The organism is Maricaulis sp. B-26 (genome assembly GCF_056857855.1).
This window is the reverse complement of sequence record NZ_JBSXNX010000026.1, coordinates 109955-135785: the sequence shown is the minus strand read 5'-3', so window position 1 is coordinate 135785 and position 25831 is coordinate 109955. Positions and strand designations below refer to the sequence as shown.

The 25831-nt window shown below is 62.6% G+C and carries 21 protein-coding genes; 11 read left to right on the top strand and 10 right to left on the bottom strand.

The annotated features are described in order from the left end of the window. Positions 1-31: 31 nt before the first annotated feature. Entirely contained in the window at positions 32-715 is a 684-nt protein-coding gene (locus AC13HB_RS12970; RefSeq protein ID WP_482950189.1) for an alpha/beta hydrolase, read from the bottom strand. A 210-nt stretch (positions 716-925) separates the two neighbouring features. On the opposite strand from AC13HB_RS12970, the gene AC13HB_RS12965 reads away from it, so the two are divergent. The 10 genes from AC13HB_RS12965 to AC13HB_RS12920 are packed head-to-tail and all read left to right on the top strand — an operon-like array spanning position 926 to position 8985. Further along, positions 926-1399 (top strand): Rrf2 family transcriptional regulator, encoded by a 474-nt coding sequence (locus AC13HB_RS12965; RefSeq protein WP_482950188.1) that lies wholly within the window; start codon positions 926-928, stop codon positions 1397-1399. Between the two features lie 4 nt (positions 1400-1403). Then, entirely contained in the window at positions 1404-2555 is a 1152-nt protein-coding gene (locus tag AC13HB_RS12960) for a cysteine desulfurase family protein (RefSeq protein ID WP_482950187.1), read from the top strand. A 15-nt stretch (positions 2556-2570) separates the two neighbouring features. Continuing rightward, entirely contained in the window at positions 2571-4046 is a 1476-nt protein-coding gene (sufB, locus tag AC13HB_RS12955) for a Fe-S cluster assembly protein SufB (protein ID WP_482950186.1), read from the top strand. After that, positions 4046-4543: a cupin domain-containing protein gene (locus AC13HB_RS12950; RefSeq protein ID WP_482950185.1), complete on the top strand. Its 498-nt coding sequence runs from the start codon at positions 4046-4048 to the stop codon at positions 4541-4543. Before sufB ends, AC13HB_RS12950 begins: the two co-directional genes overlap by 1 nt. Next, entirely contained in the window at positions 4543-5307 is a 765-nt protein-coding gene (gene sufC / locus AC13HB_RS12945) for a Fe-S cluster assembly ATPase SufC (RefSeq protein ID WP_482950184.1), read from the top strand. The genes AC13HB_RS12950 and sufC overlap by 1 nt, the downstream gene beginning before the upstream one ends. A 3-nt stretch (positions 5308-5310) precedes the next feature. After that, positions 5311-6345, top strand: coding sequence for a Fe-S cluster assembly protein SufD (gene sufD, locus AC13HB_RS12940; RefSeq protein ID WP_482950183.1), 1035 nt, complete (start codon positions 5311-5313; stop codon positions 6343-6345). Beyond that, positions 6342-7583, top strand: a complete 1242-nt coding sequence (locus tag AC13HB_RS12935) for a cysteine desulfurase (protein WP_482950182.1) — start codon at positions 6342-6344, stop codon at positions 7581-7583. Before sufD ends, AC13HB_RS12935 begins: the two co-directional genes overlap by 4 nt. 8 nt (positions 7584-7591) lie before the next feature. Continuing rightward, positions 7592-8017: an SUF system Fe-S cluster assembly protein gene (locus AC13HB_RS12930; RefSeq protein WP_482950181.1), complete on the top strand. Its 426-nt coding sequence runs from the start codon at positions 7592-7594 to the stop codon at positions 8015-8017. An 11-nt stretch (positions 8018-8028) separates the two neighbouring features. Next, a complete protein-coding gene (locus tag AC13HB_RS12925; RefSeq protein ID WP_482950180.1) occupies positions 8029-8388 on the top strand; it encodes a HesB/IscA family protein in 360 nt (119 codons plus the stop codon). A gap of 6 nt (positions 8389-8394) precedes the next feature. Then, complete coding sequence (locus AC13HB_RS12920; RefSeq protein ID WP_482950179.1) at positions 8395-8985, top strand: glutathione S-transferase N-terminal domain-containing protein; 591 nt, start codon at positions 8395-8397, stop codon at positions 8983-8985. A gap of 53 nt (positions 8986-9038) precedes the next feature. Here AC13HB_RS12920 and AC13HB_RS12915 read toward each other — a convergent pair whose 3' ends face one another. The 5 genes from AC13HB_RS12915 to AC13HB_RS12895 form a co-directional block, all read right to left on the bottom strand. Next, positions 9039-10091, bottom strand: a complete 1053-nt coding sequence (locus AC13HB_RS12915; RefSeq protein ID WP_482950178.1) for a GGDEF domain-containing protein — start codon at positions 10089-10091, stop codon at positions 9039-9041. Positions 10092-10270: 179 nt separating this feature from the next. Further along, positions 10271-11686, bottom strand: coding sequence for a DEAD/DEAH box helicase (locus tag AC13HB_RS12910; protein ID WP_482950313.1), 1416 nt, complete (start codon positions 11684-11686; stop codon positions 10271-10273). A 112-nt stretch (positions 11687-11798) separates the two neighbouring features. Continuing rightward, positions 11799-13070, bottom strand: a complete 1272-nt coding sequence (locus AC13HB_RS12905; RefSeq protein WP_482950177.1) for an amidohydrolase family protein — start codon at positions 13068-13070, stop codon at positions 11799-11801. Beyond that, positions 13070-14509 carry an amidohydrolase gene (locus AC13HB_RS12900; RefSeq protein WP_482950176.1) on the bottom strand — a complete coding sequence of 480 codons (1440 nt, stop codon included), beginning with the start codon at positions 14507-14509 and terminating at the stop codon, positions 13070-13072. The genes AC13HB_RS12905 and AC13HB_RS12900 overlap by 1 nt, the downstream gene beginning before the upstream one ends. Positions 14510-14627: 118 nt before the next feature. Then, complete coding sequence (locus AC13HB_RS12895; protein WP_482950175.1) at positions 14628-17267, bottom strand: M14 family zinc carboxypeptidase; 2640 nt, start codon at positions 17265-17267, stop codon at positions 14628-14630. 192 nt (positions 17268-17459) lie between these two features. Between AC13HB_RS12895 and AC13HB_RS12890 the strand changes: the two genes are divergently transcribed. Further along, positions 17460-18176, top strand: a complete 717-nt coding sequence (locus AC13HB_RS12890; protein ID WP_482950174.1) for an ABC transporter permease — start codon at positions 17460-17462, stop codon at positions 18174-18176. Here the strand turns inward: AC13HB_RS12890 and parE are convergent. The 4 genes from parE to glnA form a co-directional block, all read right to left on the bottom strand. After that, a complete protein-coding gene (gene parE / locus AC13HB_RS12885) occupies positions 18154-20172 on the bottom strand; it encodes a DNA topoisomerase IV subunit B (RefSeq protein ID WP_482950173.1) in 2019 nt (672 codons plus the stop codon). The two genes, AC13HB_RS12890 and parE, sit on opposite strands and share 23 nt — an antisense overlap. Positions 20173-20210: 38 nt before the next feature. Then, positions 20211-20813 carry a transglycosylase SLT domain-containing protein gene (locus tag AC13HB_RS12880; protein ID WP_482950172.1) on the bottom strand — a complete coding sequence of 201 codons (603 nt, stop codon included), beginning with the start codon at positions 20811-20813 and terminating at the stop codon, positions 20211-20213. A gap of 64 nt (positions 20814-20877) precedes the next feature. Continuing rightward, positions 20878-24240, bottom strand: a complete 3363-nt coding sequence (locus tag AC13HB_RS12875) for an autotransporter domain-containing protein (protein ID WP_482950171.1) — start codon at positions 24238-24240, stop codon at positions 20878-20880. 168 nt (positions 24241-24408) lie between these two features. After that, positions 24409-25812, bottom strand: a complete 1404-nt coding sequence (glnA, locus tag AC13HB_RS12870) for a type I glutamate--ammonia ligase (protein ID WP_482950170.1) — start codon at positions 25810-25812, stop codon at positions 24409-24411. Positions 25813-25831 lie beyond the last annotated feature (19 nt).

Sequence of the window (25831 nt, the reverse complement as noted above, 5' to 3'; positions counted from 1 at the left end):
GGGCTTTCAAGTTCTATCGCGAGGACCGCGACTAGCGCTTTCCCGTAATCTGGCGTTCGGAGCGCTCTTTCTCGACGATCGGCAGGCGATCATCGAGATAGGTTTCGACGTGACGCTCCAGCTCTTCGAGGTGCTCGGTGAACAGGTGGTTGGCGTCGGGGACGATCTCCGTCGTGATCTCGATGCCTTTCTGTACTCGCACCTTGGACATGACGCGCTCGACATCGTCCGGCGGGACGATCTTGTCGGCCGATCCGTGCACGATGATGCCCGAGGCCGGGCAGGGCGCGAGGAAGGTGAAGTCGTACATGTTGGTCGGCGGTGCGACCGAGATGAAGCCGGCGATTTCCGGGCGACGCATCAAGAGCTGCATGCCGACCCAGGCGCCAAAGGAGTGCCCGGCGACCCAGCAGAAGCGGGCGCCCTGGTTATAGCCCTGGACCCAGTCGAGCACGGTCGCTGCGTCGGACAATTCGCCGAGGCCCTGATCATAGCTGCCCTGGGAGCGTCCCACGCCGCGGAAATTGAACCGCAGCGTCGCGAAGCCGCGCTTGCGGAACACGTCATACATCATCTCGACGGTCGGGTTTTCCATATTGCCACCGCCGAGCGGGTGGGCATGGAGAATCAGCGCGATCGGCGCTGTTTCGTCGTCGCTCGGGCTGTAGCGTCCTTCGAGCCGGCCGGCCGGGCCGGGAATGATCACGTCAGGCATTCACACTCGCCTTTATCGGTCTTTATGTCGTTTCTGATGAAATATGCGGCAATTTGCCCATTGTCTCAGACATGAGCCATGCCCATATTCCTGACTGTTCTACTCGGATAATGGATCCGCGCCCCTGTTGCCAGGAGAGCCGCCCCCTCCGGAAAGGCGGGTCTTAGCATGATCGATAGCCGGGATGCGAGCGTTTAAGGAGGTAATCGCATGAAGCTGAGCACAAAGGGCCGCTATGCGGTGATGGCCATGGCTGACCTCGCCGGTGCGGCGACGGACGGACCGGTTACGCTGAGCGATATTGCGTCACGGCAGTCGATCTCACTGTCTTATCTCGAGCAGCTTTTCGCCAAGCTGCGCCGCGCGGACATCGTGTCTTCGGTTCGCGGCCCCGGCGGCGGGTACAAGCTGAGCCGGGATCCGGGGTCGATCCGGATATCCGACATCATCCTGGCGGTCGACGAACCGCTACACGCGACGCGGTGCTCGGAAGCCAAGGGTTGTCTCGCTGACGGACGCCGCTGCATCACGCACGATCTCTGGGATGAACTGGGTCGCCACATATTCCTCTTCCTGTCCTCCGTGACGCTGGAGGACGTGCTCGAGCGACGCCTGCTGGGGGCGGCGAGTGGCGCCAATGAACGCGGCCGGCCAGCGGAAACAACCGCAGCGGTGGCCGAATAGCACCATGCGCAATTATCTCGATCACAATGCCACCACGCCGGTACGTCCGGACGTGATCAAGGAGATTGCCGAAGTCATGGCGCAGGTGGGCAATCCGTCCTCAGTGCATGCGGACGGGCAGGCTGCGAGACGTCGTGTGGAGGTCGCCCGCCAGCAGGTCGGGCGAGCGGTGTGTGCCCGGCCGGAGGACGTGATATTCACGTCGGGCGGCACGGAGGCGCTCAATCTCGCCCTGCACAGCGTTACGCAGTCGGTCCCCGATGCCCGGCTTTTGGTGTCCGCCATCGAGCACGAGGCGGCTTCCCGGACGGCCCAGCATTCCGGTCATCCGGTCGAAGAAATACCTGTCACATCCGACGGTGTCATCGACCTCGTCTGGCTTGAATCGCGTCTGGGTCGCTGGGATGAGTCCGTCGACGGGCGCCCTGTGCTGGTCCTCATGCTCGCGAACAACGAGATCGGGACGGTCCAGCCGGTTGCCGATGCCGCACGCCTGGTGAAGGCCCGGGACGGTCTGGCCATCGTCGATGCCGTGCAGGCGATCGGCAAGATTCCGGTCGACTTTGCAGGTCTCGGTGTCGATTACATGGCTGTGTCCGCTCACAAGTTCGGCGGACCGCAAGGTGTTGGCGCACTAGTCGCGGCCTGTGACGCGCCGGTGGTGCCGCACCATTACGGTGGCGGCCAGGAGAAGAACCGGCGCGCGGGTACTCTGAATGTGGCGGGCATTGCGGGTATGGGCCTCGCCATCGAACAGGCCGTCGCCGAACTGGATGAATTCCGGGCGCTCTCCGAATTGCGCGACAGGATGGCTCAAGCCGTGAAGGCGGCCGCGCCGGGCACTATCGTCCTCGGCGAGAGCGCCGAGCGCTTGCCCAACACGCTCGGTCTTGCAGTGCCGGGGTGGGAAAGGACCACCCAGGTCATGGCCATGGATCTGGCGGGCGTATCTATCAGTGCAGGTCCGGCTTGTTCGTCCGGGACCCCCAAGGGGTCGCGTATCGGTGCGGCTCTCGGACTGGACCAGGGTGCGGCGAATGGCGTCATTCGTGTCAGCCTAGGTTGGAATTCAACACCAGATGAGGCAGACGCCTTCGTGACTGCCTGGACGGAGGCCTACGCGCGTATCGCCTCCACACTCGAAGCAACGGCCTGAAAGCGGTGAACTGATATGGCTGCGGTCAAGGAAACCATCGAAGACGTCAAGAACCTCGAAGCCGACAAGTACAAGTACGGCTTCACCACGGCGATCGAGCAGGACCTCGCGCCCAAGGGGCTGAGCGAGGAGACGATCCGTTTCATTTCGGCCAAGAAGGGCGAGCCCGGCTGGATGCTGGACTGGCGCCTCGAGGCGCTCCAGCGCTGGCAGGCCATGAAGGAGCCGGACTGGGCGAAAGTGAAATATCCGCCGATCGATTTCCAGGACATTCACTATTACGCGGAACCCAAGGCCGGCGCGAAGTATGACAGCATCGATGATGTTCCGGAGGAGATCCTGAAGGACTTCGAGAAGCTGGGCATTCCTCTCAAGGAGCAGGAAGTCCTGCTCGGCGTGAAAGGCTCTGAAAACCGCGTCGCGGTCGACGCGGTCTTCGACAGCGTGTCTGTGGTCACCACCTTCAAGAAAGAGCTGGCCAAAGCCGGTGTGATCTTCTGCTCGATCTCCGAAGCATTGCGCGATCATCCCGATCTTGTGCGAAAATACCTCGGTTCGGTCGTCCCGGCCTCGGACAATTTCTTCGCGACGCTCAATACGGCAGTCTTTTCCGACGGGTCCTTCGTCTATGTCCCGCCGGGCGTACGCTGTCCGATGGAGCTCTCGACCTATTTCCGTATGAATGCGGAAGGCACGGGCCAGTTCGAGCGCACGCTGATCATCGCCGACAAGGGCGCCTATGTCTCCTATCTGGAAGGCTGTACGGCGCCGATGCGCGACGAGAACCAGCTGCACGCCGCCGTTGTGGAACTGGTCGCGCTGGACGATGCGGAGATCAAGTATTCCACCGTCCAGAACTGGTGGCCGGGCGACGAGAACGGCAAGGGCGGGGTGTATAATTTCGTGACGAAGCGCGGCGATTGCCGCGGGAAGAATTCCAAGATTTCCTGGACCCAGGTCGAGACCGGCTCCGCCATCACATGGAAGTATCCTTCGTGCGTGCTGCGAGGCGAGAATTCGCGCGGAGAATTCTACTCGATCGCGGTCACCAATGGCTGCCAGCAGGCAGATACCGGCACCAAGATGATCCATCTCGGCAAGGGCACGACCAGCCGGATCATCTCCAAGGGTATTTCAGCCGGCCGCTCCGACCAGACCTATCGCGGTCTCGTCTCTGTCCATGCGAAGGCTGAAGGCGCCCGCAATTTCACGCAGTGCGACAGCCTGCTGATCGGCGATCAGTGCGGGGCGCACACCGTGCCCTACGTGGAGTGCAAGACACCCAAGTCCGTACTCGAGCACGAGGCGACGACGACCAAACTCTCCGAAGACCAGCTATTCTACGCCCGCCAGCGCGGCCTCGACGAGGAAGCGGCGACGGCGCTCCTGGTGAACGGTTTCGTGCGGGAGGTCCTGCAGGAACTCCCGATGGAGTTCGCAGTCGAGGCCCAGCAGCTGCTGAAGGTCAGCCTTGAGGGGAGTGTGGGCTGATGAGCGTGAAATCACCTGTCACTCATATTGACGACCTGACGATGATGGAATTCGGGCATGGCGATGGCTTTGCGGCGCGGCTTGGTCGCATCGGTCCTGTCGTCGGCATGGAAAAGCTTGGCTGCATGCTGAGCATCGTGCCGCCTGGCAAGACGGCTTTCCCGCGGCACAATCACCATGCCATCGAGGAAGCGATTATCGTACTGGAAGGCGAGGGCGAATACTGTTTCGGCGACCAGCGACATCCGGTGCGCTCCGGCTCCGTTATGGCGGCCCCGGCAGGTGGACGGGAGCGCGCGCACCAGCTGGTCAACACCGGTATGAGTGATCTGAAATATATCTGTTTTTCGACCATGGAGCAGGTCGACATCGTCGAATACCCGGACAGCAACAAGATTGCCGCGACGCGCTGGTCCGGTCCGGAAGCCATGAAGCCGGACTTCGTGCATCGCGCCCATGCCGGCGAACCCGTGGATTACTGGGAAGGTGAAGAGTAATGCTGAAGATCAATGACCTTCATTGCAAAGTCGATGCTCAGGACGGCGACGAAAAGCCGATCCTGAAAGGTCTCTCGCTCGACGTTCCGGCCGGCGAAGTTCATGCCGTAATGGGACCGAACGGGGCCGGCAAGTCGACCCTTTCCTACGTCCTGACGGGGCGCGAAGGCTATGACGTGACCGGCGGGACGGTGGAATTCTCAGGTGAGAACATCGGTGAACTGGAGCCGGAGCAGCGTGCCGCTAAAGGGCTCTACCTGTCTTTCCAGTACCCGATCGAAATCCCCGGCGTTCCGACCATCACCTTCCTCAAGGAGGCGCTCAACGCCCAGCGTGCGGCGCGCGGCGAAGAAGAGGTTTCCGCACCGGACTTCATGAAGCTGATCCGCGAGAAGGCGAAACAGCTCAACGTGTCGATGGATATGCTCAAGCGACCGGTGAATGTCGGCTTCTCAGGCGGCGAGAAGAAGCGGATGGAAATCCTCCAGGCGCTTGTCCTGGAACCCAAATTTCTCATTCTCGACGAGACCGATAGCGGGCTCGATATCGATGCGCTGAAAACCGTTGCCGAGGGCGTGAACACCTTGCGAGCCGCAGATCGCGGCATGCTGGTCATTACCCACTATCAGCGTCTGCTCGATTACATCCAGCCCGACGTGGTTCACGTCATGGTGGACGGAAAGATCATGGCGTCCGGCGGGCCGGAGCTGGCCAAAGAGCTCGAGTCCGAAGGTTATGACAAATATCTCTCGGAGGCCGCCTGAGGCATGAATGCGATCACGCATACTCCCGCGGAAACTGTCCTGCTCGATCTGCTCGAGGGCGCTGAGGACTGGCGTGCATCCGCCCGCAAGGCCGTCGAGGAGCGCGGTCTCCCGACCCGCCGGTCCGAGGCCTGGAAATGGTCGGATCTGCGTCGGGCTTCGCAGGGCATCGAGGCCGCCGGCCATGCCGCCTTCCTGCTGGATGGCAAGGCGATTGGGGATACTGCCGAGCTGACGAACGGTTGCTACGAGCTCGATTTTACCGCGACGACCGGCGTGTCGGTTGCCTCGCTGGTCGTGACCATTCCTGCGGGCGCGAGTGTCTCGGTCTTGGAACGCCAGACGCTTGAAGCGGGTGCTTTCGCCACCGTCCGTACCGAGTATCATCTTGGTGAAGGCGCGGCGCTGGAGCGGATCGTGCTTCCCGAAACGTCTGCCGATGCGGTGGCGGCCATCCGCACGCGCATCGAACTCAATCCGCTATCCCGGCTTAATCAGGTGGCTCTGAATTTCGGTTCGCGATTGTCGCGCCAGGAAACGCACATCACACATCCCGGCGAAGGGGCGGAAGTTCGTCTTGGCGGCGTTTATCTGCTTGAGGAAAGCCGTCACGCCGATTTTACCTCGACCGTGACCCATACCGGCCCGGGCGGCGTAACCCGCCAACTGGTCAAAGGCGCGGCTGCTGCACATGCTCAGGGTGTTTTCCAGGGTAAATTCGTCGTTGAGCGCGCTGCCCAGCAGACCGACGCGAAAATGACCCATCGCGCGCTCTTGCTGGACGACCGAGCGGAGATCGATGCCAAGCCGGAGCTGGAAATCTACGCCGACGACGTTCAGTGCGCGCACGGAAACGCTCTTGGAACCATTGACGAAACGGCACTTTTCTACATGCGGCAGAGAGGTATTCCGGCTGCCAAGGCACGCGCCCTTCTGATCGAGAGCTTTCTCGCGGAGCCGCTGGACGCGATCAGCGATGAAGCACTGCGCGAACGGCTCAAGGACGAGTTGCGGGCCCGACTGGAGACGCTGTCATGACTGCCCAAGGCCAGATCAAAGCGCCGCTGAACCTCGCCGCTATCCGTTCCGAATTTCCGATCCTGCAACGAGAGATCAACGGAAATCCGTTGTGTTATCTCGACAATGCCGCGTCGGCACAGAAGCCGGAATTCGTGATCGAGAGCGTGGCCGGCGTCTATCGGGCCTCCTACGCCAACGTGCACCGGGGGCTTCACACCCTAGCTAACGAGGCGACCGAGGCCTTCGAACTGGCGCGTGATGATATTCGCCGCTTTCTCAATGCCGAGCGGACCGAGGAGATCGTTTTCACGCGTGGCGCAACCGAGGCGATCAACCTTCTTGCCCACTCTTTCGGCCAGTTGTTGAAAGAGGGCGATGAGATCGTCATCAGCCAGATGGAGCACCACTCCAATATTGTACCTTGGCGCCTTCTTGCTGATTTAAAGGGCATAAAGCTTCGCTGGACTCGCGTCACGGACACGGGCGAGCTGGATTATCAACACCTGGCGGATTTGGTTAATGAGCGAACCGGACTGATTGCGCTCGCTCACATGTCCAATGTGCTCGGCACGGTCAATGACGTGAGACGTATCCGGGAAATCGCGCAGGCTCATGACGTCCCGGTGCTTCTGGACGGCTCTCAGTCGGCCGTTCACCTGCCGGTGGATGTGCAGGCTCTGGGATGTGACTTCTTCGTCTTCACCGGCCACAAGCTCTACGGCCCGTCTGGAATCGGTGCGCTCTACGCCCGGGGTGACTGGCTGGATCGCATGCCGCCCTATATGGGAGGCGGCGAGATGATCGCCGATGTTTTCGAGGACCGCGTCACATTCGCCGACCCGCCCGCCAAGTTCGAAGCCGGCACTCCGGCGATTGCCGATGCCATCGGTCTGGGGGCGGCGATCCGCTGGCTCGAGCGGCATGACCGAATGGCGATCCTGGAGCATGAGCGGGCCTTGATGGACCGGGCGCTGACGGGGCTTGCCGACATCGAAGGCGTCCGCGTGATCGGGACCGCTCAGGAGAAGGGTGCGATCATCAGTTTCGACATGGAGGGGGCGCATGCCCATGATGTCGCCCAGATCCTCGACAAGTACGGAGTCGCTGTAAGGGCAGGGCACCATTGCGCCCAGCCGTTGATGCGGCGTATGGGCGTCAGTTCGACCGCCCGCGCCAGTTTTGCGATCTACAACACGATGGACGAGGCCGATGCGTTCGTGGACGCATTGAAAAAGGCCCGCAGCTTTCTCATCTAGGGACTGTCATGAGTGAAATGCCCGAAAGAGACATGATCGATCTGAGCGGCCCAACCGCCGCAACTCAGGCACCGGAAGCGGCTCCCGCGAGCGTGCCCGAGGCTGCAAGCGCGATTCCGGCGGATGAGCTGGCGCGGATCACCGATGACATCGTGACCGCATTGAAGACCGTCTATGACCCGGAAATCCCTGTGGACATCTATGAGCTTGGCCTGATCTACAAAGTGGATCTCGAAGATGACCGGACGCTCAAGGTCGACATGTCGCTGACGGCTCCGGGGTGTCCTGTTGCCGGAGAGATGCCGGGCTGGGTCCAGGATGCCGTCGAGAAGGTCGACGGGGTCGAGCGGGCACGGGTCAATCTGACCTTCGAGCCTCCCTGGACTCCGGACCGGATGTCCGACGAAGCGCGCCTAGCGCTCAACATGTTCTAGAGGTGAGTAATATGGCTCAGCGAGAACGTCCCAAAGCAGTAACCCTGACGGATGCTGCGGCCGAGCGGGTCAAGACGATCATGACCGATCGTGGCGCCGGTTTTTTGCGAGTCGGCGTCAAGAATGGTGGCTGCGCCGGCATGGAATACGAAATGGAATACGTCGAGTCGCCCGGAGCGCTGGACGAGCGTGTCGCGGACAAGGGGGTGGAGATTGTCCTCGAATCCAAGGCCCTGCTTTTCCTGCTCGGCACCGAGATCGACTATGAAATCACGCCGCTTCATGCCAAATTCGTCTTCAACAACCCCAACCAGACCGATGCGTGCGGTTGCGGGGAGAGCGTGACGATTGTTCCCGTGAAGGAAATCTGACCGGTCATGAAGCTTATTATTTCCACCACCTCTCCTTATTCGCGGAAGTGCCGCGTCCTGGTTCAGGAATTCGGGCTCGAGCGCGAAGTGGAGGAGATGGAATCTCACCCGTTCGAGGATGATGAAGCCCTGCTTCAGGCTAATCCGCTCGGCCGTGTGCCATGCCTCCTTCTGGATGACGGCCAGGCTCTCACCGAGAGCGGACTTATCGCGGACTATCTGGCAGAACAGGCGGGCAATCCCTGGCCGCGCGGTTGGGATGACCGGCGGCTGGAAGCACTCGCCAGCGGTCTCCTGGATCTCACTGTGGCGCGACGTGTCGAAATGGTGCGCGACGAGCATATCCGGTCGGATTACTGGATCGGGCGGCGTGAACGCGGGATCATTCGCGCGCTCGACGAAGTCGAAAACCTCATGGGTCACGTCGAGAATCCCCTTGCACTCGGTCCGCTGACCATGGCGACCGCGATGAGCTATCTCGATTTCCGCTATCCGGAGAGCCGATGGCGGGAAGGGCGGCCGGAACTCCAGGCGCTCGTGGAAGCGTGGGAGGGGCGAGCCAGCTTCAGGTCGACCCGTCCGCCCTCCGGTTCCTAGATACAAAAAAGCCGCCCTGCAGGCGGCTCTTTTTTGCGCTCTGATGCTGTCGGTCAGGCAGCTGCGCTTTTGGTCGAGTCCGCATGGTCGGTGGAGGTCCGGTTGCGGCCCCGTGTCTTCGATTTGTAGAGGTTTGAATCCGAGCGCTGAATCAATTGCTCGACGGATTCGCCGTCGCGATAGCTGGCGATACCGAGCGAGACGGTGATATTGCCCAGATCTTCATTGGTCGACTTGCGGAGGAGTTTCTTCGACTCCACGGTCTTACGAATTCGTTCGGCGATGCGTTCCGCCGTTTCCGCCGGCGTGTTCGGCATGACGATCGCAAATTCTTCGCCGCCATAGCGGGCAACGACGTGATGCTCGGCTGAGTGCCGGGTCAGGCAACCGGCCACGAAACGGATGATTTGGTCGCCGGTCTGGTGGCCCCACGTATCATTGAAACGCTTGAAGAAGTCGATGTCGCAGAGGGCGAGGCTGAGCGGCTTGCCGGTATTCTCGGCCTCGCGGCGGGCGCGGCGCAAGGTTTCGTCGAAGCGTTTGCGATTGGCGATGCCGGTAAGGGCATCCGTCATGGCTTCTTCGCGGACTTTTTCGAGATGTGAGCGAAGCTGGGTCACCTCGTTGGAGGTTTCCTGGAGACGGTTCTCGAGGTCCTGGCTGCGACGCTGCATGCGTGCCGTCGCGGTTACGAGCGACTCGACGAGTTTCTGCATCGACTCGGAATCGGCAACCGCATGCAGTTCGTTCCCGACGCCCGCAAGGGCCTCGCCATAGGCTGCGGTGTCACGGCCGGCAGCTTCGAGGGTTTCCTGGACGGCACCGAGCTCGCGGCACATGGCGCCGCCGCTTTCAAGGATCGCGTCCTGAATAGCCTTCCATTGGAAATACTGCTCGAAGAGCTCGCTGTTCACCTCATCGGTGAACGCATCCTTCGACTCGATACGCTTGCGCAGACTCTCGCAGAGTTCGGGATTGGTGTCGCTGGCGAAGCAGCTCCATACAGCATAGTTTTCCGGCGTTGGCGGAACGTCGAAATCTTGCATGAGCTCCAGCGCCTTGTGCGCGAACTCATGGCCTTCTTTACCAAGCAGTCGACCGTTCACCGGGAAACCCTTTCCTGCCCAGGCATCGCTTCTGAGCCTGTCATGCTGATCACCCTAGTGGGGAAATGAAAAGAAGAGGTAAAAATGCCTCATACGGTATGACTAATTTTCATTGACCCTAGTGCTTGCATGGCTATTCCGCTGCAATTGGCGGGCAAGTTTGCTAGGCCCGTTGAATCTCACCCCGCGGAATTGCTCATGAAGTCGGGGACGTGGTCGCCGAAGCCGACAACGGCACCGCCATTGCCGCCATCCTGGCGCTTGTCCCGCTTACCCCCACCGCGACGGCGGGACTTGGGCTTCTGTCCGCTTTCCTCTTTCGGGGCAGACGTCGCAGGTGTTTCGTCCTTTTCGGCGGGCTTCTCCGATTTCAAAGCGGCCGTTTCCTTGTTCGCATCCGCCGGTTTGCGGGAGCGCGACCGCTTGGGCTTGCTCTTTGCGTCTTCACCGGAACCGCCGCTCTGACCGTCCAGATCAAGGACCGGAACATCCTTGCCCGTCAGTCTGAGAACCGCAGCCAGCGCCTTGTCGTCACCCGGGGTGACGAGGGTGATGGACTCGCCAGTCTTCCCGGCACGACCTGTGCGGCCGATACGGTGGACGTAATCATCGGCATGATGGGGCACGTCGTAATTGAAGACGTGGCTCACATTCGGAATGTCGAGGCCGCGTGCGGCAACGTCGCTGGCGACGAGGAAGCGGAGCTCGCCGGATTTGAAGTCGGCGAGGGTCGCGGTACGGGCAGACTGATCCAGGTCGCCATGGATTGGCGCTGCGGAAAATCCGTGCCGCTGGAGCGAGCGCGCCACGATATCGACGTCGCGCTTGCGATTGGAAAAGATGATGCCGTTTCGGACGTTCTCACGGTTCATCGCGGCGCGCAGCGCCTCGCGCTTTACCTTTGGGGTGCTGTTCGGAATCTTGACCAGAAATTGCTCGATATTCGCGCCCGTCGTGGCTGGTCGCGCAACTTCGACGCGCTCCGGGTCCTTGAGGAAGCGATCGACGAGGCTCTGGATTTCCTTCGGCATGGTAGCCGAGAAGAACAGCGTCTGGCGGCGGGGCGGAGGGGGCGTGAGCGAGAAAATACGCTCGAGGTCCGGAATGAAGCCCATGTCGAGCATGCGGTCTGCCTCGTCGACGATCAGCATCTGCACGCCGGTCATGAGGAGCTTGCCGCGTTCGAAATGATCGAGCAGGCGCCCCGGTGTCGCGATCAGGACGTCGGCGCCGCGATTGAGGATTTCTTCCTGTGGACCGAAGGCGACGCCGCCGATCAGCAGTGCCATCGTCAGCTTCTGACCCTTGGAATAGGTCTCGAAATTCTCCGCGACCTGGGCGGCAAGTTCCCGCGTGGGTGTCACGATCAGGGAGCGGGGCATGCGTGCCTTGGCACGTCCACGCGACAACCGCTCGATGAGGGGAAGGGTGAAGGAGGCCGTCTTGCCGGTACCGGTCTGGGCAATGCCCAGCACATCGCGTCCCGCAAGGGCCGGCGGGATGGCGCCGGCCTGGATCGGCGTCGGCTCGGTATAACCGGCCGCGTCGATGGCTTCGAGTAGTTTCGGGCTTAGTCCGAGTTCCGCGAACGTCATGGCGTCCTTAGGTTTGAGCACAAGCAGTACGGCCGCGCCGTGAAGGCGCGGCCGCGAGTTGGGCGCAAAATACGGCCCCATGCGGTCAAGTCAACGCGCATGGGCTGAAACGCTAGCGCCGATAGGCGAATGGCGTATCGTCCGTGATATTGATGTAACGGTCCCGCAAGCGAGTTTGCCGTGATTCCATCTCGGTCGGTTCGCCGTCGATGAAGACCGCGGTGGTTGAGGTCATCAGCTCCAGCGGATCGCCGCTCCAGATCACGACATCGCCTGCATAGCCGGGTGCGATCGCGCCATAGCGGTCGCCGACGCCGAAGATTTCAGCCGGTGTCAGCGTGATGGAGCGGAAGGCCTGGTCCCAGGCTACGCCGTTGGCCACGGCATTGCCGGCATGCTGGGGCAGCAGGCGGGCATTGAAGTACCCGTCCGATGTACGCGTAGTGTAGGCCACCGTAACGCCAGCGTCGTGAAGACGACCGGCCGCATCCAGAGTCGAGCCGAGTTCGTCGAAGGAGGCGGGCAGGTTGCGGAGCGGGTCCAACAGCACCGGAATGCCGGCATCAGCCAGTTCGTCCGCAACGAGCCAGGCTTCCGCGCCACCCTCGATGACCAGCTGAACCGGAGCGTTTTCCTCCTGGAAGCGGATCGCACGGCGGATATCGGCTGCGCGGTCCACATTGATGATGAGCGGAATCCGGCCCCGGACGACGGGCAGGAGTGCCGCGGCATCGTATCGGCTCAGTGCATCGCCGACATGGTCCGCCGAGAATCGGCCGGGATAACCCCGGGCGTCCGCGAAGGCCGCCGTCAGGAAGGCCCAGGCCGCCGGACGGGAACCGCCGGCACGGCGAGCGCCGGACTGGCTGAGATCGGCATAAACGAAGCTGTCGGACACGAAGAGCGAGTCCGAATCACCGCTGGTTTCGATCAGCGCACCCTGGCCCGCGAAGATATTGTGGCCGGTCGACGGGAAGAGCGCGGCGCGTGTCACGCCCTCGATTCGTGTCGAGGGAATGTGCGTTCCGGCCGGGTTGAAGCCGTCGGACACGTTCAGCGCGACCGAAAACTCCGACTCGTCAGCGGAGTCATCCGTCGTCGAATCCTCGAGCGCGACTTCGATCAGGCCGAGCTGGGAGCAGGCCGCGAAGAGACCCGGCGTGACCCAGCCTCCCTGAGCGTCGATGACCGTCGCGTCCTCCGGCACCGTCACGCCGGCACCAACAGCGACGATGTCACCGTCACGCATCACTACGGTTCCGTTCTCGACGATACCGTTTCCGGAGTTCGTCACGATCCGCCCGTTTGTAACGGCGTAGGTCTGGGCGGCAGCCGGCACGGAGCAGGCAAGACCCAGGGCAATGGCGGGAATGAGCTTGTTCATTACTGTTCTCCCTCGCCGGGTTGACCGAGCATGAAGTCGCGGACGGGCTGGAGGGCCTCGTCGCGGCGATCAAAGGACAGGGCACCGTCGATCCAGACCTGGTCGGCCCGGGTGTAGACGGAGTAGGGATTGCCAGACCAGAGCACGACATCCGCACGCAGGCCTTCGGCCAGGGCGCCGGTTTCGTCGGCAATGCCGAGGGCCTCGGCGGGATTGGATGAGACCCATCTCCAGGCTTCCGCCTCGGAGATATCGAGGCCGGCCGCCTGTCCGTCAGCGAGTGCCTTGGCGATCTCCTGGTTGAGCCGCTGAATGCCCATGTCGCTGTCCGAATGAATCATCGCACAGGCGCCGTTGGCGTGAGTCATGGCCAGGTTTTCACGGATGGAATCATAGGCTTCCATCTTGAAACCACCCCAGTCGGCCCACACCGCCGCGCAAGCATTGTGCTCGGCCAGGAGGTCCGGGATCTTGTAGGCTTCGACGGCGTGGTGGAAGGTCGTCACCTGGTAGCCGAACTCCTCTGACATATCGAGGATCTGCGCCATCTGGTCTGCACGATAGCAGTGCATCTGGATCAGGATTTCGCCGTCCAGAACGCCCATCAGGGTTTCCAGCTCCAGATTGCGAGTCGGCGGATCGACGTCCTCGCCGTCCTCGGCGGCCTCCCAGTATTCATGCCAGCTGTCGCGATAGTCGGACGCCTCGATCCAGGCGGAACGATAGCCGGCCATATTGCCCATATCGGTGGCCGGAGAGCGGCCGCGATTGCCGTAGACGCGGGACGGGTTTTCGCCGCAGGCCATTTTCAGCGTGTAGGGCGCGCCGGGGAATTTCATATCCTGGACCGTACGGCCGGACACATTGCGCAGGGTCACGCCGCGTCCGCCCATAAGGTTGGCGGAACCGGGCAGGATGTGGAGCGTGGTCACGCCACCGGCGAGTGCGGCTTCGAATCCAGGATCCTGCGGCCAGACGCTGTGCTCGGCCCAGACTTCAGCGGTCACCGGCTGGGTTGCCTCATTGCCGTCGCTGTGTGCGCTGACGCTCGGCGACGGGTAGACGCCGAGATGCGAGTGAATGTCGATGATGCCGGGCGTCACATAGCGTCCCGTGGCATCAATCACGGTGGCACCGTCCGGAGCCTCCAGATCGGTCCCGACGGCAGCGATACGGCCATTCTCGATGAGAACATCGCCGTTTTCGATCTCGCCGCCACGACCGTCGAGCACCGTACCGCCGCTGATCAGCGTCACGCCGCTCGGACGGGGCGTATAGGTAGACGGATAGGGATCGGTATCCGGACGGACGATGCCGGTATCGCCGTCGCTATTCGCGGTCTGCGAGCCGGACTCGCCGGAGTCCGTTCCACCACCGCACGCTGCCAGCGCAAAGGCGGCCGAAACGGCCATCGCCGGCATCCATGCCTTCAGTTTCATCTTGTTGTTCCCCTGTTGTGCCCGCTGAGTCTCTCCCCGGGCAAGAGATTTCGATTGAACGCTTTCGCGTCTGAGACGTCAAATGCCGCGGCCGGATTTCCGGCCGCGGCGTGACGGGTCATTCCTCGCGATAGTCGCCGCGGGCATTGTCGATCAGTCCGCCGAAGAAGATGGCATTGAGGAACATCTTCTCGGTTCCGCGGAAGGTCGCACGGAAATTGGGATTGTCGGCGAACATGATGACACTGCCCTGGCCAAGCCGTTGGGCGATGACCGCGGGCGTACCCGCGATTTCTTCTCGGCGGCGCTCGGATGCATAGCCGGAGAGAAGCGGGTTCTCGTCATACTCGACCACGACGGCGAACGGATCGTCCTCGGGCCGGTCGAGGGTGAGCGTGGTGTTTCGGTGCAGGGAAATGGAGCGGTTCGAATAACCGAAACCGATCGGATGGCTCGGATCGAGATCGCCGCCGAAGATGGCGCCGCCGATGACGTGCTCCGCCTCCGAGATGGGCATGGAGGAATAATTGCGGCGCTCCAGCGGGCCATCTTCCTCCCCATTCTGCTCTGCATCATCAGCGCCATCTTCCCCGGTGCCGAAGAAGGCATCCTGGGCCATCTCTGCCGCTTGCCGGGCCGCGACGACGACACCACCGTTCTCGCGCACCCACTGACGCACACGCTCGAGGTCGTTCTCGGCCAGCTCGGTATTGCCGCCGCCGACGATGACGAGATGCGTGTAGCGCGACCAGTCGAGCCCGCCGAGCTCGTCCTTGCGGCGCAGGGTGACGGGGATGTGCATGCGGTGATCGAGCTGGTGCCAGACTTCACCGGCGTCATAGAGAGACAGGCCGTCATCGAAGAGGACGAGGACTTCCGGACGCTCGATGGAGCGGAACCCATTGCGGTCGCCGAGGTCCGGCGTCCCGCCGTCTGTGGAGCCGGACGTTACGGCCCGTACCGGAACGCCGTCTTCCTCGGCGATGCGGGAAACCATTTCATGGATGGCCTCGCGGTCGGCATCCTGGCCAACGAGCGGAATGAACACCGTCCCGGGGCCGTAATCGAGGGCGCCGGCATCGGTCGAGATGCGGACAGGCTCCGTTGCCACCCGGACACGGATTTCCGCATCCAGCAGGCGGTAGAGGGAACGCGGTGCATAATAATCGGACCAGCGCATGACATAGCCATAGCTGCCACGCGGGGGCGCGGGCTGGGCGATGTGACCCGGCTCGACGGCCTCGCCCAGCAGGTTGGCGTTGAAGCCCCGTCCCAACGCCGCATAGTCAAGATCGTAGGCGAGGGGCAGGGTCCAGCCCGATACGTCGTAGAAGACGTTCTCCTCGAACTCGGTCACGCGGTCGAAGAGAGACCGGATCATTGTGTACTGGGGCTGGGCCAGTTCGACCACGAAGGACTCGCCGGCGCGATAGGTGCGGCCGTCGGCGCGGACGTCGCGGGCGAGGGCATTGACGCGGATGTCGTGCCTGTCGAGCAGGTCCACGAAGAGGTCCGCGCGGGCCGGGTCGCCTTCGGCCGTGAAGATATAGGCCCGGTCGCGATCGCTGCGACCGGCTTCAAGCGAGTTGGCGAAGAATTCGCGCTGATAGCCGGCAATCTCGTCGGCCGCCGCACGGGCGCCGTCGATCGTCGTCAGCGAGGTGCGGAAATGGGTGCGGATATTGTCGGCATAGCTGACCAGACCGCGCTCGCTTTCGATCAGGCCGCCGCGGGCGGCACCGACCTCGAAGAGTATGCCGAGCGAGCCGTTGACCTGCGGATAGGTCGACCCCTTGCCGACATAGAAATTGTCGAAGCCTTCCTCGGACGTGTAGAGGCGCGCCTCGCTGTCAAGGAAATCGACATGGTGCCGGGCGATGCCGAGCGTCAGGTCGCGCGCGCGTTCGGGGATCAGCGGGTTGAGCCGGTTCGGTTCGCCGGGGTGGAAGTAGAAGGTCGCTTCCGTCCCCATCTCGTGGAAGTCCGCGGAAACCTGCGGCTTCCAGCGGTGCCATTGGGTGAGCCAGGCTTGCGGTTCGGGCTGGGTCTGCAGCAGCCATTGGCGGTTGAGGTCGAACCAATAGTGATTGGTACGGGCTTCGCCCCAGATATTGTGCTGCTCATGATCGGGATCGGTGACGGGCACGGTGCCGCCGAAGGTCTCGACATGGTTCACGCGCCGGGAGTGTCCGTCCGGATTGAAGATGGCCGTGATCAGGATGACGCTGTCGTCGAGCATTGCGTCGACCTCCGAACCCTGCGCGGCGGCCAGGTGATAGAGGGTCGGGATGGAAGCGTCCATGCCAGCCGATTCCGCGCCGTGTACGCCGTAATTCAGCCAGACCACGGACGGACCGTCGGTCGGCGCCGCGCCCGGCTCGAGCGAAGCCAGATGCCGAGCACGGATGTCGTCGATACGGGCGTGGTTATCAGGCGAGGTGACCACGAAGAAAAGGATGGGGCGCCCTTCATGCGTATGTCCGATCGTCTCGACGGAAATCCGGTCGGACCCGTTTGCGATCTCGGTGAGATAGCTGACGAGCTGGTCGTGGCGGACGGGGCGGTCGCCGAGACCCCAGCCGATCCGGTCTTCGGGGGCCGGAACGCTCTCGTCGTACTGGACGCCGTCGACCTGAAAGAACTCGATCGGTTCCGCGAGGACATTCGCGGGCAGGGCGGTCGTCGCCAGCAATGCGCCGGCGAGCGCGGACGTCCGCAGATCCTTTCGACGGCCGGTCGGATTACGGTGATGGCTCATTCGGATACCCCTTCTTCGATGTTCGTTTGCGGGAAAGCTAGCGCGCGTGCCCGCCCTCGCCAATACGCCTGACACGTGTTGCCTCGGGGGACCGATAAGGCGCGAGGGGAAGGGTGACGGGCCCTGGCGAATTGTGGAGACTGGCGCTGGGACCGGTGGTGGATTTCACCTCGGGAGAACGGGAAAGCCCGCATGCCGACCATCACGCTCGACGCGCTTGCGATCTGCCTTTTGCCTTGCCTCGCTATTGCCTGGCTCGGTCAGCGCTGGGCCGGCGGGGGCTGGGAGATGTTGCGGGCTACCGGCCGTATGGTCGTGCAGCTCCTCGTGATCGGATTCGCGCTCGTATTTCTGTTCGAGACGCCCGATCCCTGGATCGGGGCCGCTGTCGTCGCCGTGATGATCGGCGTCTCAGCCCTGATCAGCGTGCGAGTCGTCAAACAGGGAAAGCGCAACGCTCTGGTCCGGGCCGCGATTGCCCTCGGCCTGGGCGGCGGGCTCGTCCTCGCCTTCATTCTCTTCGCGGTACTGCGTCTGTCCGATCCGGTCTATCAGCCGCGGGTCATCATACCGATCGCCGGAATGGTGTTTTCCAATGCGATGACGGCGATCACCCTCGCGACAGAAAGGTTCTCGAGCGCGACGGAGTCCGGCGAGGGTTTCGACTCAGCCCGTCGGGCCGCCTGGACCGCCGCGCTGATACCGCAGGTGAACGCGTTACTCGCGGTCGGGCTCGTTTCGCTGCCGGGCATGATGACCGGCCAGATACTGTCCGGCGTCGATCCGCTCATTGCCGTACGCTACCAGATCGTGGTCATGGCCATGATCCTGCAGGCGTCCGGATTTTCCGTCGCGATCTTTCTGTGGCTGTCGCGTCCGGGCGGGATTAGAGGTCCAGCTCGTCCGTAACGAAGCTGGCATGCTCCTGGATGTACTGGAAACGCGCTTCGGGCTTCTTGCCCATCAGCGTTTCCACCAGGGCTTCCAGCGACGGCAGTTCCGCTTGGTCGATGGTGACGCGAGCGAGCGTGCGCTTGCCCGGATCCATCGTGGTTTCCTTGAGCTGTGACGGTGTCATCTCGCCGAGACCCTTGAAGCGGCCGATCTCGACCTTGGCGTTCGTCTTGAACTCCTCCTTCAGGATCTGGTCGCGGTGCGCCTCGTCGCGGGCATAGAGCGTGCGGCTGCCTTGCGTCAGCCGGTAGAGCGGCGGCTGGGCGAGGAAAAGGCGTCCGGAATGAATGAGTTCCGGCATGGTCCTGTAGAAGAATGTGATCAGCAGGGCGGCGATGTGCGCTCCGTCGACGTCGGCGTCCGTCATGATGACGACGCGCTCATAGCGCAGATCGTCCAGCTTGAACCGGCTACCGGTCAGGCAGCCGAGCGCCTGAAGCAGGTCGCTGATTTCCTGGTTCGCGGCGATCTTGTCGGCGGTCGCCGAGGCGACGTTCAGGATCTTGCCGCGCAGGGGCAGGATGGCCTGGGTCTCGCGCTTTCGGGCCTGCTTTGCGGAGCCGCCGGCCGAGTCGCCCTCGACGAGGAAAAGTTCAGTTCCGTCGGAGCCGGCGCGCGAACAGTCCGCGAGCTTGCCGGGCAGGCGCAGACGCCGCGATGCCGTCTGTCGCTTGACGTTCTTTTCCTTGCGCCGGCGCATCCGGTCTTCCGCGCGCTCGATGACGAACTCGACAAGTTTGGCGGCTTCCTTCGGCGATCCGGCGAGCCAGTGGTCGAACTGGTCGCGTACGGCCGTTTCCACAAGTTTGGCCGCTTCCGGCGTGGCGAGGCGTTCCTTGGTCTGACCCTGGAATTCGGGGTCGCCGATGAAGACCGAAACGAGCGCACCGGATCCGCCCATGACGTCGTCCGGCGTGATCAGCGAGGCCTTCTTCGCGTTCGAATGTTCGGCATAGGCGCGTAAACCCTTGGTCAGCGCAGCCCGCAAGCCTTGTTCGTGGGTACCGCCCTGGGGCGTCGGCACGGTGTTACAGAAGGACTGGCAGAAGCCGTCGGCATCGCTGCCATAGCCATTGCCCGACCAGGTCACGGCCCATTCGACGCCGCCGCCGCCATCCTCGCGCTCGACGCGGCCGGCAAAGGCCTCAGCCGTTATGAGCGCCCGCTTGTCGGCCAGCTCGGTCATGCGGTCAGCGAGGCCGCCCGGGAAGCACAGAATATCCTCGGCAGGGATATCGGTGCCCTCGACGAGAGAGGGCGCGCAGCGCCACTGGATTTTCACGCCCCGGCGCAGGAAAGCCTTGGCCCGTGCCATCTGGTAGACGCGGGCAGGTTTCACGCGGGCGCTCGGTCCGAAAATCTCGCGGTCGGGCAGGAAGCGGATCTTCGTGCCGCGGCGGTTCGGCGCTGCGCCGACCTTCTGGATCGGCCCCTGCGGCAGGCCGCGCGAATAGGATTGTGCCCAGAGGGTCTTTTCGCGCGCGACTTCGACCTCGAGCGATTCCGACAACGCGTTCACGACCGAGATACCGACGCCATGCAGGCCGCCGGAGGTCTTGTAAGCGCTGTCTGAGAACTTGCCGCCGGCATGCAACACGGTCAGCACGACTTCGAGGGCCGACTTGTCCGGGTATTTGGGGTGCGGATCGACCGGGATGCCCCGCCCGTTATCGGTCACGGTGATATACCCGTCCTCATCGACCACGACTTCGATCCGGTCGGCCCAGCCGGCGACCGCCTCGTCCATCGAGTTGTCGAGAATCTCGGCGAAGAGGTGGTGATAGGCCCGCTCGTCCGTGCCCCCGATATACATGCCCGGGCGGCGGCGAACGGCTTCCAGCCCTTCGAGAACCTCGATGTGGGCAGCCGAATAGCCCGGAGCCGGCGCCTTCTCGGGCGTCGGAGCGGGGCTGGCGGAAAACAGGTCGGATTCGGAGCTTTGAGACGACATGCCTCAAGCATGCACGAGTCGGAGCGATTTTGGGAAATTCAAAACAGCCCGAAGCGGCGGGAAAGGCGCCTTTCGCAGCGACCGATCTGCGCGTCGTAGCGGGCGGCGTCTCGTGCGACCTCGTTGGCCGCGCGGATCAGCCAGTCGTGGCGCCGGTAGGTTCCGCGATTATAGCCGCCATGACCTTCATGGTAGGAGAGGTAGAGTTCACGCGCATTGCTCGGATGAATACCGGAAAGCTCGCGGCTCTTGTTCGCATACCACCCCACGAAATCGACCGCATCGCGGAAATTGTCGCGATCGGCACCGCGATTGCCGGTGTCCCGCCTGTACCAGTCCCAGGTCTCGTCCAGCGCCTGGGCATAGCCGTAGGCGGAGGAAGGGCGTCCACGCGGTATGATGCCCAGCAGGCGGCGTCGCGCCGGTCGCGCATGGGCATTGAAACTCGACTCGCGTTTGAGAATGGCCAGCTGCACGCCCGGGGGGACACCCCACCGGTCTTCCGTGCGCTGGAGCGCCCGCCACCAGGCACGATTGTCCTCGAGAATGAGGCAGGCGTCATTGACCTGATCCGGCGGTCTGTGACCGCAGGCAGTGGCGCCGATGAGGACGCAAACGAGAACGAGGCTTGCACGCATCATGCGTGCAAGCCTCGCGCTTTAGGGTTAACCGCCGGTTGCGGAGCCAACCGGATGCGATGTTTGACTAGAAGACCAGTCGAATGACCAGGCGGCCCGTATGCCGGATAAAGTCGTCCCGGATATCGGCGTCATAGTCGAACGAGAAGGTCGAGTAGCCGGAGCCCGCACTTACGCCGAAGCCGAAGATCATGCCCGTACCCGGCATACGCTGAGATCGAAGCGTGAAGGTCTCGTCGTAATCCACGAAACCGGCTTCGGTTTCCATGATTTCGTCGCTGAACTCGTTGCGATAACCGACGCGCAGGGTCGGGGACCACCAGCTCTGTCCATTATCGAACATGGCGCCGAAGGAGAGCAGGCCCGTGCTGGAGAAGCTCGTTGAATCGCGCTCGCCGACGAAGAGGTCGACCCCGGTGCCGCCACCGGTTTCCGTATAATCGGACTCGAACAGGGTCAGATAGTCGACCGACAGCGCCGGGCTGACATAGTAGCGGCCGAACTCGAAATTACGCGAAACGCGTGCCGAACCGGTAAGGTGATAGCCGGTCCATTCGGCAGAAGGCGTGGCGTCGAATTCACCGATCAGGACGCGGCGATTATGCTCGAAGCTGTCGAAACCGGCGCCGCCGTAGATATCAAGATTGATACCGGCCGGACCGCGCGCGCCGGCATAGGCGCCGAGCTGAGCCGACAGGGCTGACATCGGATCGTCGACACCGTCGACTTCGGAAACCTCGCTGGCAGAACCAACGAAATTCACGCCCGCGGCGTAGAAGGGACCCGCGGGTCGGTCGAAACCGACGGCTACGCCGATACCCTGACCGCGATAGCCAGGGCCAAAGGACGATCCCGCGCGATCCGCGAAATAACCGAACTCCTGAATCCAGAGACCGCCGGTTTCCTCGGGGCTCCGGCGCACCGCCTCGAGACGGTTCGCCAGGGCGCCGACGGCGCTGTCATTGCTCGCCAGAGCGAACTGGATGGCGCTTGCGGCATATTCCGGAAGCAGCTGGTCGTAAGCCGCGAAAAAATCTTCCTGGGAGGTGAGGGAGGCGATCGCCGCGCCCAGCTCACTGCCTTCCCAGGTGTTGAACGCGGCCTGGTAGGCAGAGGCCTGGTTGGCCGTCATGCCCAGTTCCTCGGCCGTCTTCCGCTCGAGATTGAGGCGGATGACATTGTCGTCGGCCGGGTCGAATTCGAGCGAGGCCGTGTAGAGGTAGGGCGACTCGGCATCGCGCAGCTCGTCGAGGCTGTCCTCGACGGTGAGATTGCCTGCACGGATGAGCTCGAACGAACCGCCATTGCCGATGATATCGGACAGGGAGACAGTCAGGCGAGAGCCGCTCTCGAAGGTGATGTCGCCGCTCGCGACAAGGTTTCCGGCTTCGCCGGTACCCGCGTCGATCCGCAGCACCAGAACGGAACCTTCACCGAAGCGTGCATTGGTCAGACCCAGCTGCTCGGTTCCCTGCAGGTTCAGGGTCGCATTGTCGACCTCGATATCGAGCAGGCCGTCGCTGTCCGTGAGCGCTCCGAGAATTACGGGCAGCTCGGCGTAAAGCTCTTCGGCATCCAGAGCATCGATAAGGCCCTCATCGACGAGCCGGTCGATCTCGGCGCGAACGGTCGTCCCGTCGAGGATCAGAAGATCGGCGCCGTCGCCGAATGCGATGTCGCCCGTGACGTCGCCGGCTTCCACGCGGAACGTGTCCGCGCCGCTTCCCAGACGTACATCGCCGAAGACTCGGATGTTTTCCTGGGTGACATTGAGTGCCGGAATATCGTCGTCCGGATTGCTGTCTTCAGCCTGCACCCAATACTGATGGAAGCTGGTTCCGGTCGTGTTGGCGCTCAGATCGATCGCCACGCGGTCATGGGGGACATCGTCCGGTTCGATCAGATTGCCGTCCTCGTCGACATAGGCGAGCGGCGCTGTGTGTTCCGCGAAAATGGCGCCCGTATTCTCGACGGAACCGAGAGTCCCCGACCGGTCCAGAATTGTAATGCTGCTCGCTCCGCCGGCGCCCGTCGCCGACATGCGACCGTGGTTCGCGAAGGCATTAAGGATCGCGCCCTCGTCGATCAGCAGGCTGTAGGCCGTGCCGTAGGCACCATCGACCGCAACCGTCGTGGTCACGGCATTGACATTGCCGGTATTCGTCAGGACCGGGAGCACGGCGCCTTCGGCCAGGTGCATCGCGGTGGCATCGGCTTCCGTCGTATCAGAATAGGCGGTGACGGTGATGATTCCGTCGTTGAGCATGCCCTCGGACAGGGTGGCCGTATAGAAACCTCCTAAACCATCGTCGGAACCGCCGATCCTGATGCCTGTCGCTGACACATCATTGAGCTCGCCTGCGGCCGTCAGACCCGCGCGGGTCACGAATGAATAGCCCAGCGGGGTCGCCGGGATGCTTTCATCGGTGTCGGTCGTGTCGGGATCGTCCTCGACGGCTGGCTGGATCGCTTCACCGATTACGATGTCGCCATCGGTGGCGGAAATGAACACCGCGGGTGCGCTGCCACGTTGGGAGATAGCTGAATCACTGCCGATCCCGTTGCTGCCCGTCGCGCCCTCGAAAAGAATGCCGTTCGCGATATTCGCCTGAACGAGCACCACTGGCCCGCCTTGGAAAACATCGTCTTCATCAAGCGTTTCGATGTATTCGGGAACAAGCGGGCGACCATTGAACTGGTAGCCTGTGCCCGTTGCGGAGCCAAGCAGGTAAAAACTGCCGCCGAGATCGGCGTTGATATTGATCGCCGACGTGTCTTCGCCTCGAACATTGACCGCGCCGGTAATCTGCACGTCGCCGGAAACCGGTGCCTGTACGTCGAGACCGTAGGATCGGTCGCCGACCATGGTGATCGTACCGTTCGAAATGATATTGCCGGTTACATCGGTAAGAATGCGGATGGATGCCGAGTCATTGCCCCGGACCGCGATGCGGCCGCCATTGGTGATGACGATATCGCCGACGAAAGCGCCCGTGCCGTCGACTAGAATGCCGACGCGGTCGCCTCCCACAGCACTGGGGCCGTCGAGGTCCTGAACGAGTTCGTCTTCGCCGAGGTCCTGCGGATCGCTTTCCGAATCCACGCTCACGCTACCAGATACTTCGAGGCCGCCGGTCGTGCCGCCTTCCAGGAGCACGCCGACGCCGCCGTCATCGTCGCTGGTGACATCCACCGAGCCTTCGACGGAAACCGTATGGTCGCTGTCCGCTGTTACTGCGGTACCCGCGGTCGTCAGCGTCACGCGGCCGGTGCTCGTGATAACGATATTGTCGGCGGTTCCGCCATCCCCGGCGGTAGACGTCGTCAGCGGCGTGGTCACTTCGTCGGTGACTTCGCGATCGGCCAACGCGGCCGGGGCTGCAACGGTCAGTGAAACCAGGGCACTGGCATACAGAAAACGGCGGCGCATACGAACTCCTGACGCGAATTCCCGGTGGGATTTGCCGAACGGTACGGAATTTGTAGCGAAAGCGACGGCGCTCGTCGACCGTGCAAGGTGTGCTTGTGACAAAAGAAAACGGCCGGACATCGCGCCCGGCCGTGATCCGTGTCCTTCAGACGAAGCGAAATGCTCCGGTCAGCAGGAGTAGTACATGTCGAACTCGACCGGGTGGGGATGCATCTCGAAGCGGAGCACCTCTTCCATCTTGAGGTCGATATAGGCGTCGATCTGGTCGTCATCCATGACACCGCCCTTCTTGAGGAAGTCACGGTCGGCGTCGAGCGATTCGAGCGCTTCGCGCAGCGACCGGCAGACTGTCGGGATGTCCTGGAGTTCTTCCGGCGGCAGGTCGTAGAGGTCCTTGTCCATCGGATCGCCCGGATCGATGCGGTTCTCGATACCGTCGAGGCCGGCCATGAGCAGGGCGGCATAGGTCAGGTACGGATTGCCGGCCGGATCCGGGAAGCGCGTCTCGATGCGCTTGGCGTTCGGCGAGGCGACCCACGGAATACGGATCGATGCGGAACGGTTGCGGGCCGAATAGGCCAGCAGGACCGGGGCTTCGAAGCCCGGGACCAGGCGCTTGTAGGAGTTGGTCGACGCATTGGCGAAGGCGTTGATCGCACGCGCATGCTTGATGATGCCGCCGATATAGTGGAGGCAGGTTTCCGAAAGGTCGGCATAGCGATCGCCGGCGAACATCGGCTTGCCGTCCTTCCAGATCGACTGGTGAACGTGCATGCCGGTGCCGTTGTCGTTCCAGACCGGCTTCGGCATGAAAGTGGCGGACTTGCCGTAGGCGTGAGCCACCATGTGGACGGTGTACTTATAGAGCTGCATGCGGTCGGCCATCGTGGTCAGCGAGGCGAATCTCATGCCGAGCTCATGCTGCGCCGGCGCCACTTCGTGGTGATGCTTCTCCGGCTGCAGGCCGAGCTCCTCCATGACGGCGAGCATCTCGGTGCGCATGTCCTGGCCGCTATCGATCGGGTTCACCGGAAAATAGCCGCCCTTGGCGCCTGGACGGTGACCCAGGTTTCCGCCTTCGAACATGGCGCCGGTATTGTGCGGCATCTCTTCGCTGTCGACTGAATAGCCGGTCTCGCCCTGGCTGGTATTCCAGCGGACGTCGTCGAACACGAAGAATTCCGCTTCCGGACCGAAATAGGCCGTGTCGCCGATGCCGCTGGACTTCAGGAAGGCCTCGGCCTTCTTGGCCGTTGTGCGCGGATCGCGGTTATAGGCGTCGCCCGTGCCCGGCTCGAGGATGTCGCAGAGCATGACAAGGGTCGGCTGCTGATAGAAGGGATCCACTTCCGCGAAGCCGGCATCCGGCTTGAGCACCATGTCGGACTCGTTGATGGCTTTCCAGCCGGCGATCGACGAGCCGTCGAACATGATTCCGTCCTCGAAGAAGTCCTCGTTGACCTCGGAACGGTCGAAGGTGACGTGCTGCAGCTTGCCGCGCGGGTCGGTAAAGCGCAGATCGACATACTTGATGTCTTCGTCTTTGAGTTTCTTCAGAATTGCGTCTGACATGGACCAGGCTCCGCTTGGT

Bases quoted from the DNA above. Each gene is read 5' to 3' on its own strand.
- AC13HB_RS12970 (WP_482950189.1), bottom strand. From the start codon at position 715: ATGCCTGACGTGATCATTCCCGGCCCGGCCGGCCGGCTCGAAGGACGC.
- AC13HB_RS12965 (WP_482950188.1), top strand. From the start codon at position 926: ATGAAGCTGAGCACAAAGGGCCGCTATGCGGTGATGGCCATGGCTGAC.
- AC13HB_RS12960 (WP_482950187.1), top strand. From the start codon at position 1,404: ATGCGCAATTATCTCGATCACAATGCCACCACGCCGGTACGTCCGGAC.
- sufB (WP_482950186.1), top strand. From the start codon at position 2,571: ATGGCTGCGGTCAAGGAAACCATCGAAGACGTCAAGAACCTCGAAGCC.
- AC13HB_RS12950 (WP_482950185.1), top strand. From the start codon at position 4,046: ATGAGCGTGAAATCACCTGTCACTCATATTGACGACCTGACGATGATG.
- sufC (WP_482950184.1), top strand. From the start codon at position 4,543: ATGCTGAAGATCAATGACCTTCATTGCAAAGTCGATGCTCAGGACGGC.
- sufD (WP_482950183.1), top strand. From the start codon at position 5,311: ATGAATGCGATCACGCATACTCCCGCGGAAACTGTCCTGCTCGATCTG.
- AC13HB_RS12935 (WP_482950182.1), top strand. From the start codon at position 6,342: ATGACTGCCCAAGGCCAGATCAAAGCGCCGCTGAACCTCGCCGCTATC.
- AC13HB_RS12930 (WP_482950181.1), top strand. From the start codon at position 7,592: ATGAGTGAAATGCCCGAAAGAGACATGATCGATCTGAGCGGCCCAACC.
- AC13HB_RS12925 (WP_482950180.1), top strand. From the start codon at position 8,029: ATGGCTCAGCGAGAACGTCCCAAAGCAGTAACCCTGACGGATGCTGCG.
- AC13HB_RS12920 (WP_482950179.1), top strand. From the start codon at position 8,395: ATGAAGCTTATTATTTCCACCACCTCTCCTTATTCGCGGAAGTGCCGC.
- AC13HB_RS12910 (WP_482950313.1), bottom strand. From the start codon at position 11,686: ATGACGTTCGCGGAACTCGGACTAAGCCCGAAACTACTCGAAGCCATC.
- AC13HB_RS12905 (WP_482950177.1), bottom strand. From the start codon at position 13,070: ATGAACAAGCTCATTCCCGCCATTGCCCTGGGTCTTGCCTGCTCCGTG.
- AC13HB_RS12900 (WP_482950176.1), bottom strand. From the start codon at position 14,509: ATGAAACTGAAGGCATGGATGCCGGCGATGGCCGTTTCGGCCGCCTTT.
- AC13HB_RS12895 (WP_482950175.1), bottom strand. From the start codon at position 17,267: ATGAGCCATCACCGTAATCCGACCGGCCGTCGAAAGGATCTGCGGACG.
- AC13HB_RS12890 (WP_482950174.1), top strand. From the start codon at position 17,460: ATGCCGACCATCACGCTCGACGCGCTTGCGATCTGCCTTTTGCCTTGC.
- parE (WP_482950173.1), bottom strand. From the start codon at position 20,172: ATGTCGTCTCAAAGCTCCGAATCCGACCTGTTTTCCGCCAGCCCCGCT.
- AC13HB_RS12880 (WP_482950172.1), bottom strand. From the start codon at position 20,813: ATGATGCGTGCAAGCCTCGTTCTCGTTTGCGTCCTCATCGGCGCCACT.
- AC13HB_RS12875 (WP_482950171.1), bottom strand. From the start codon at position 24,240: ATGCGCCGCCGTTTTCTGTATGCCAGTGCCCTGGTTTCACTGACCGTT.
- glnA (WP_482950170.1), bottom strand. From the start codon at position 25,812: ATGTCAGACGCAATTCTGAAGAAACTCAAAGACGAAGACATCAAGTAT.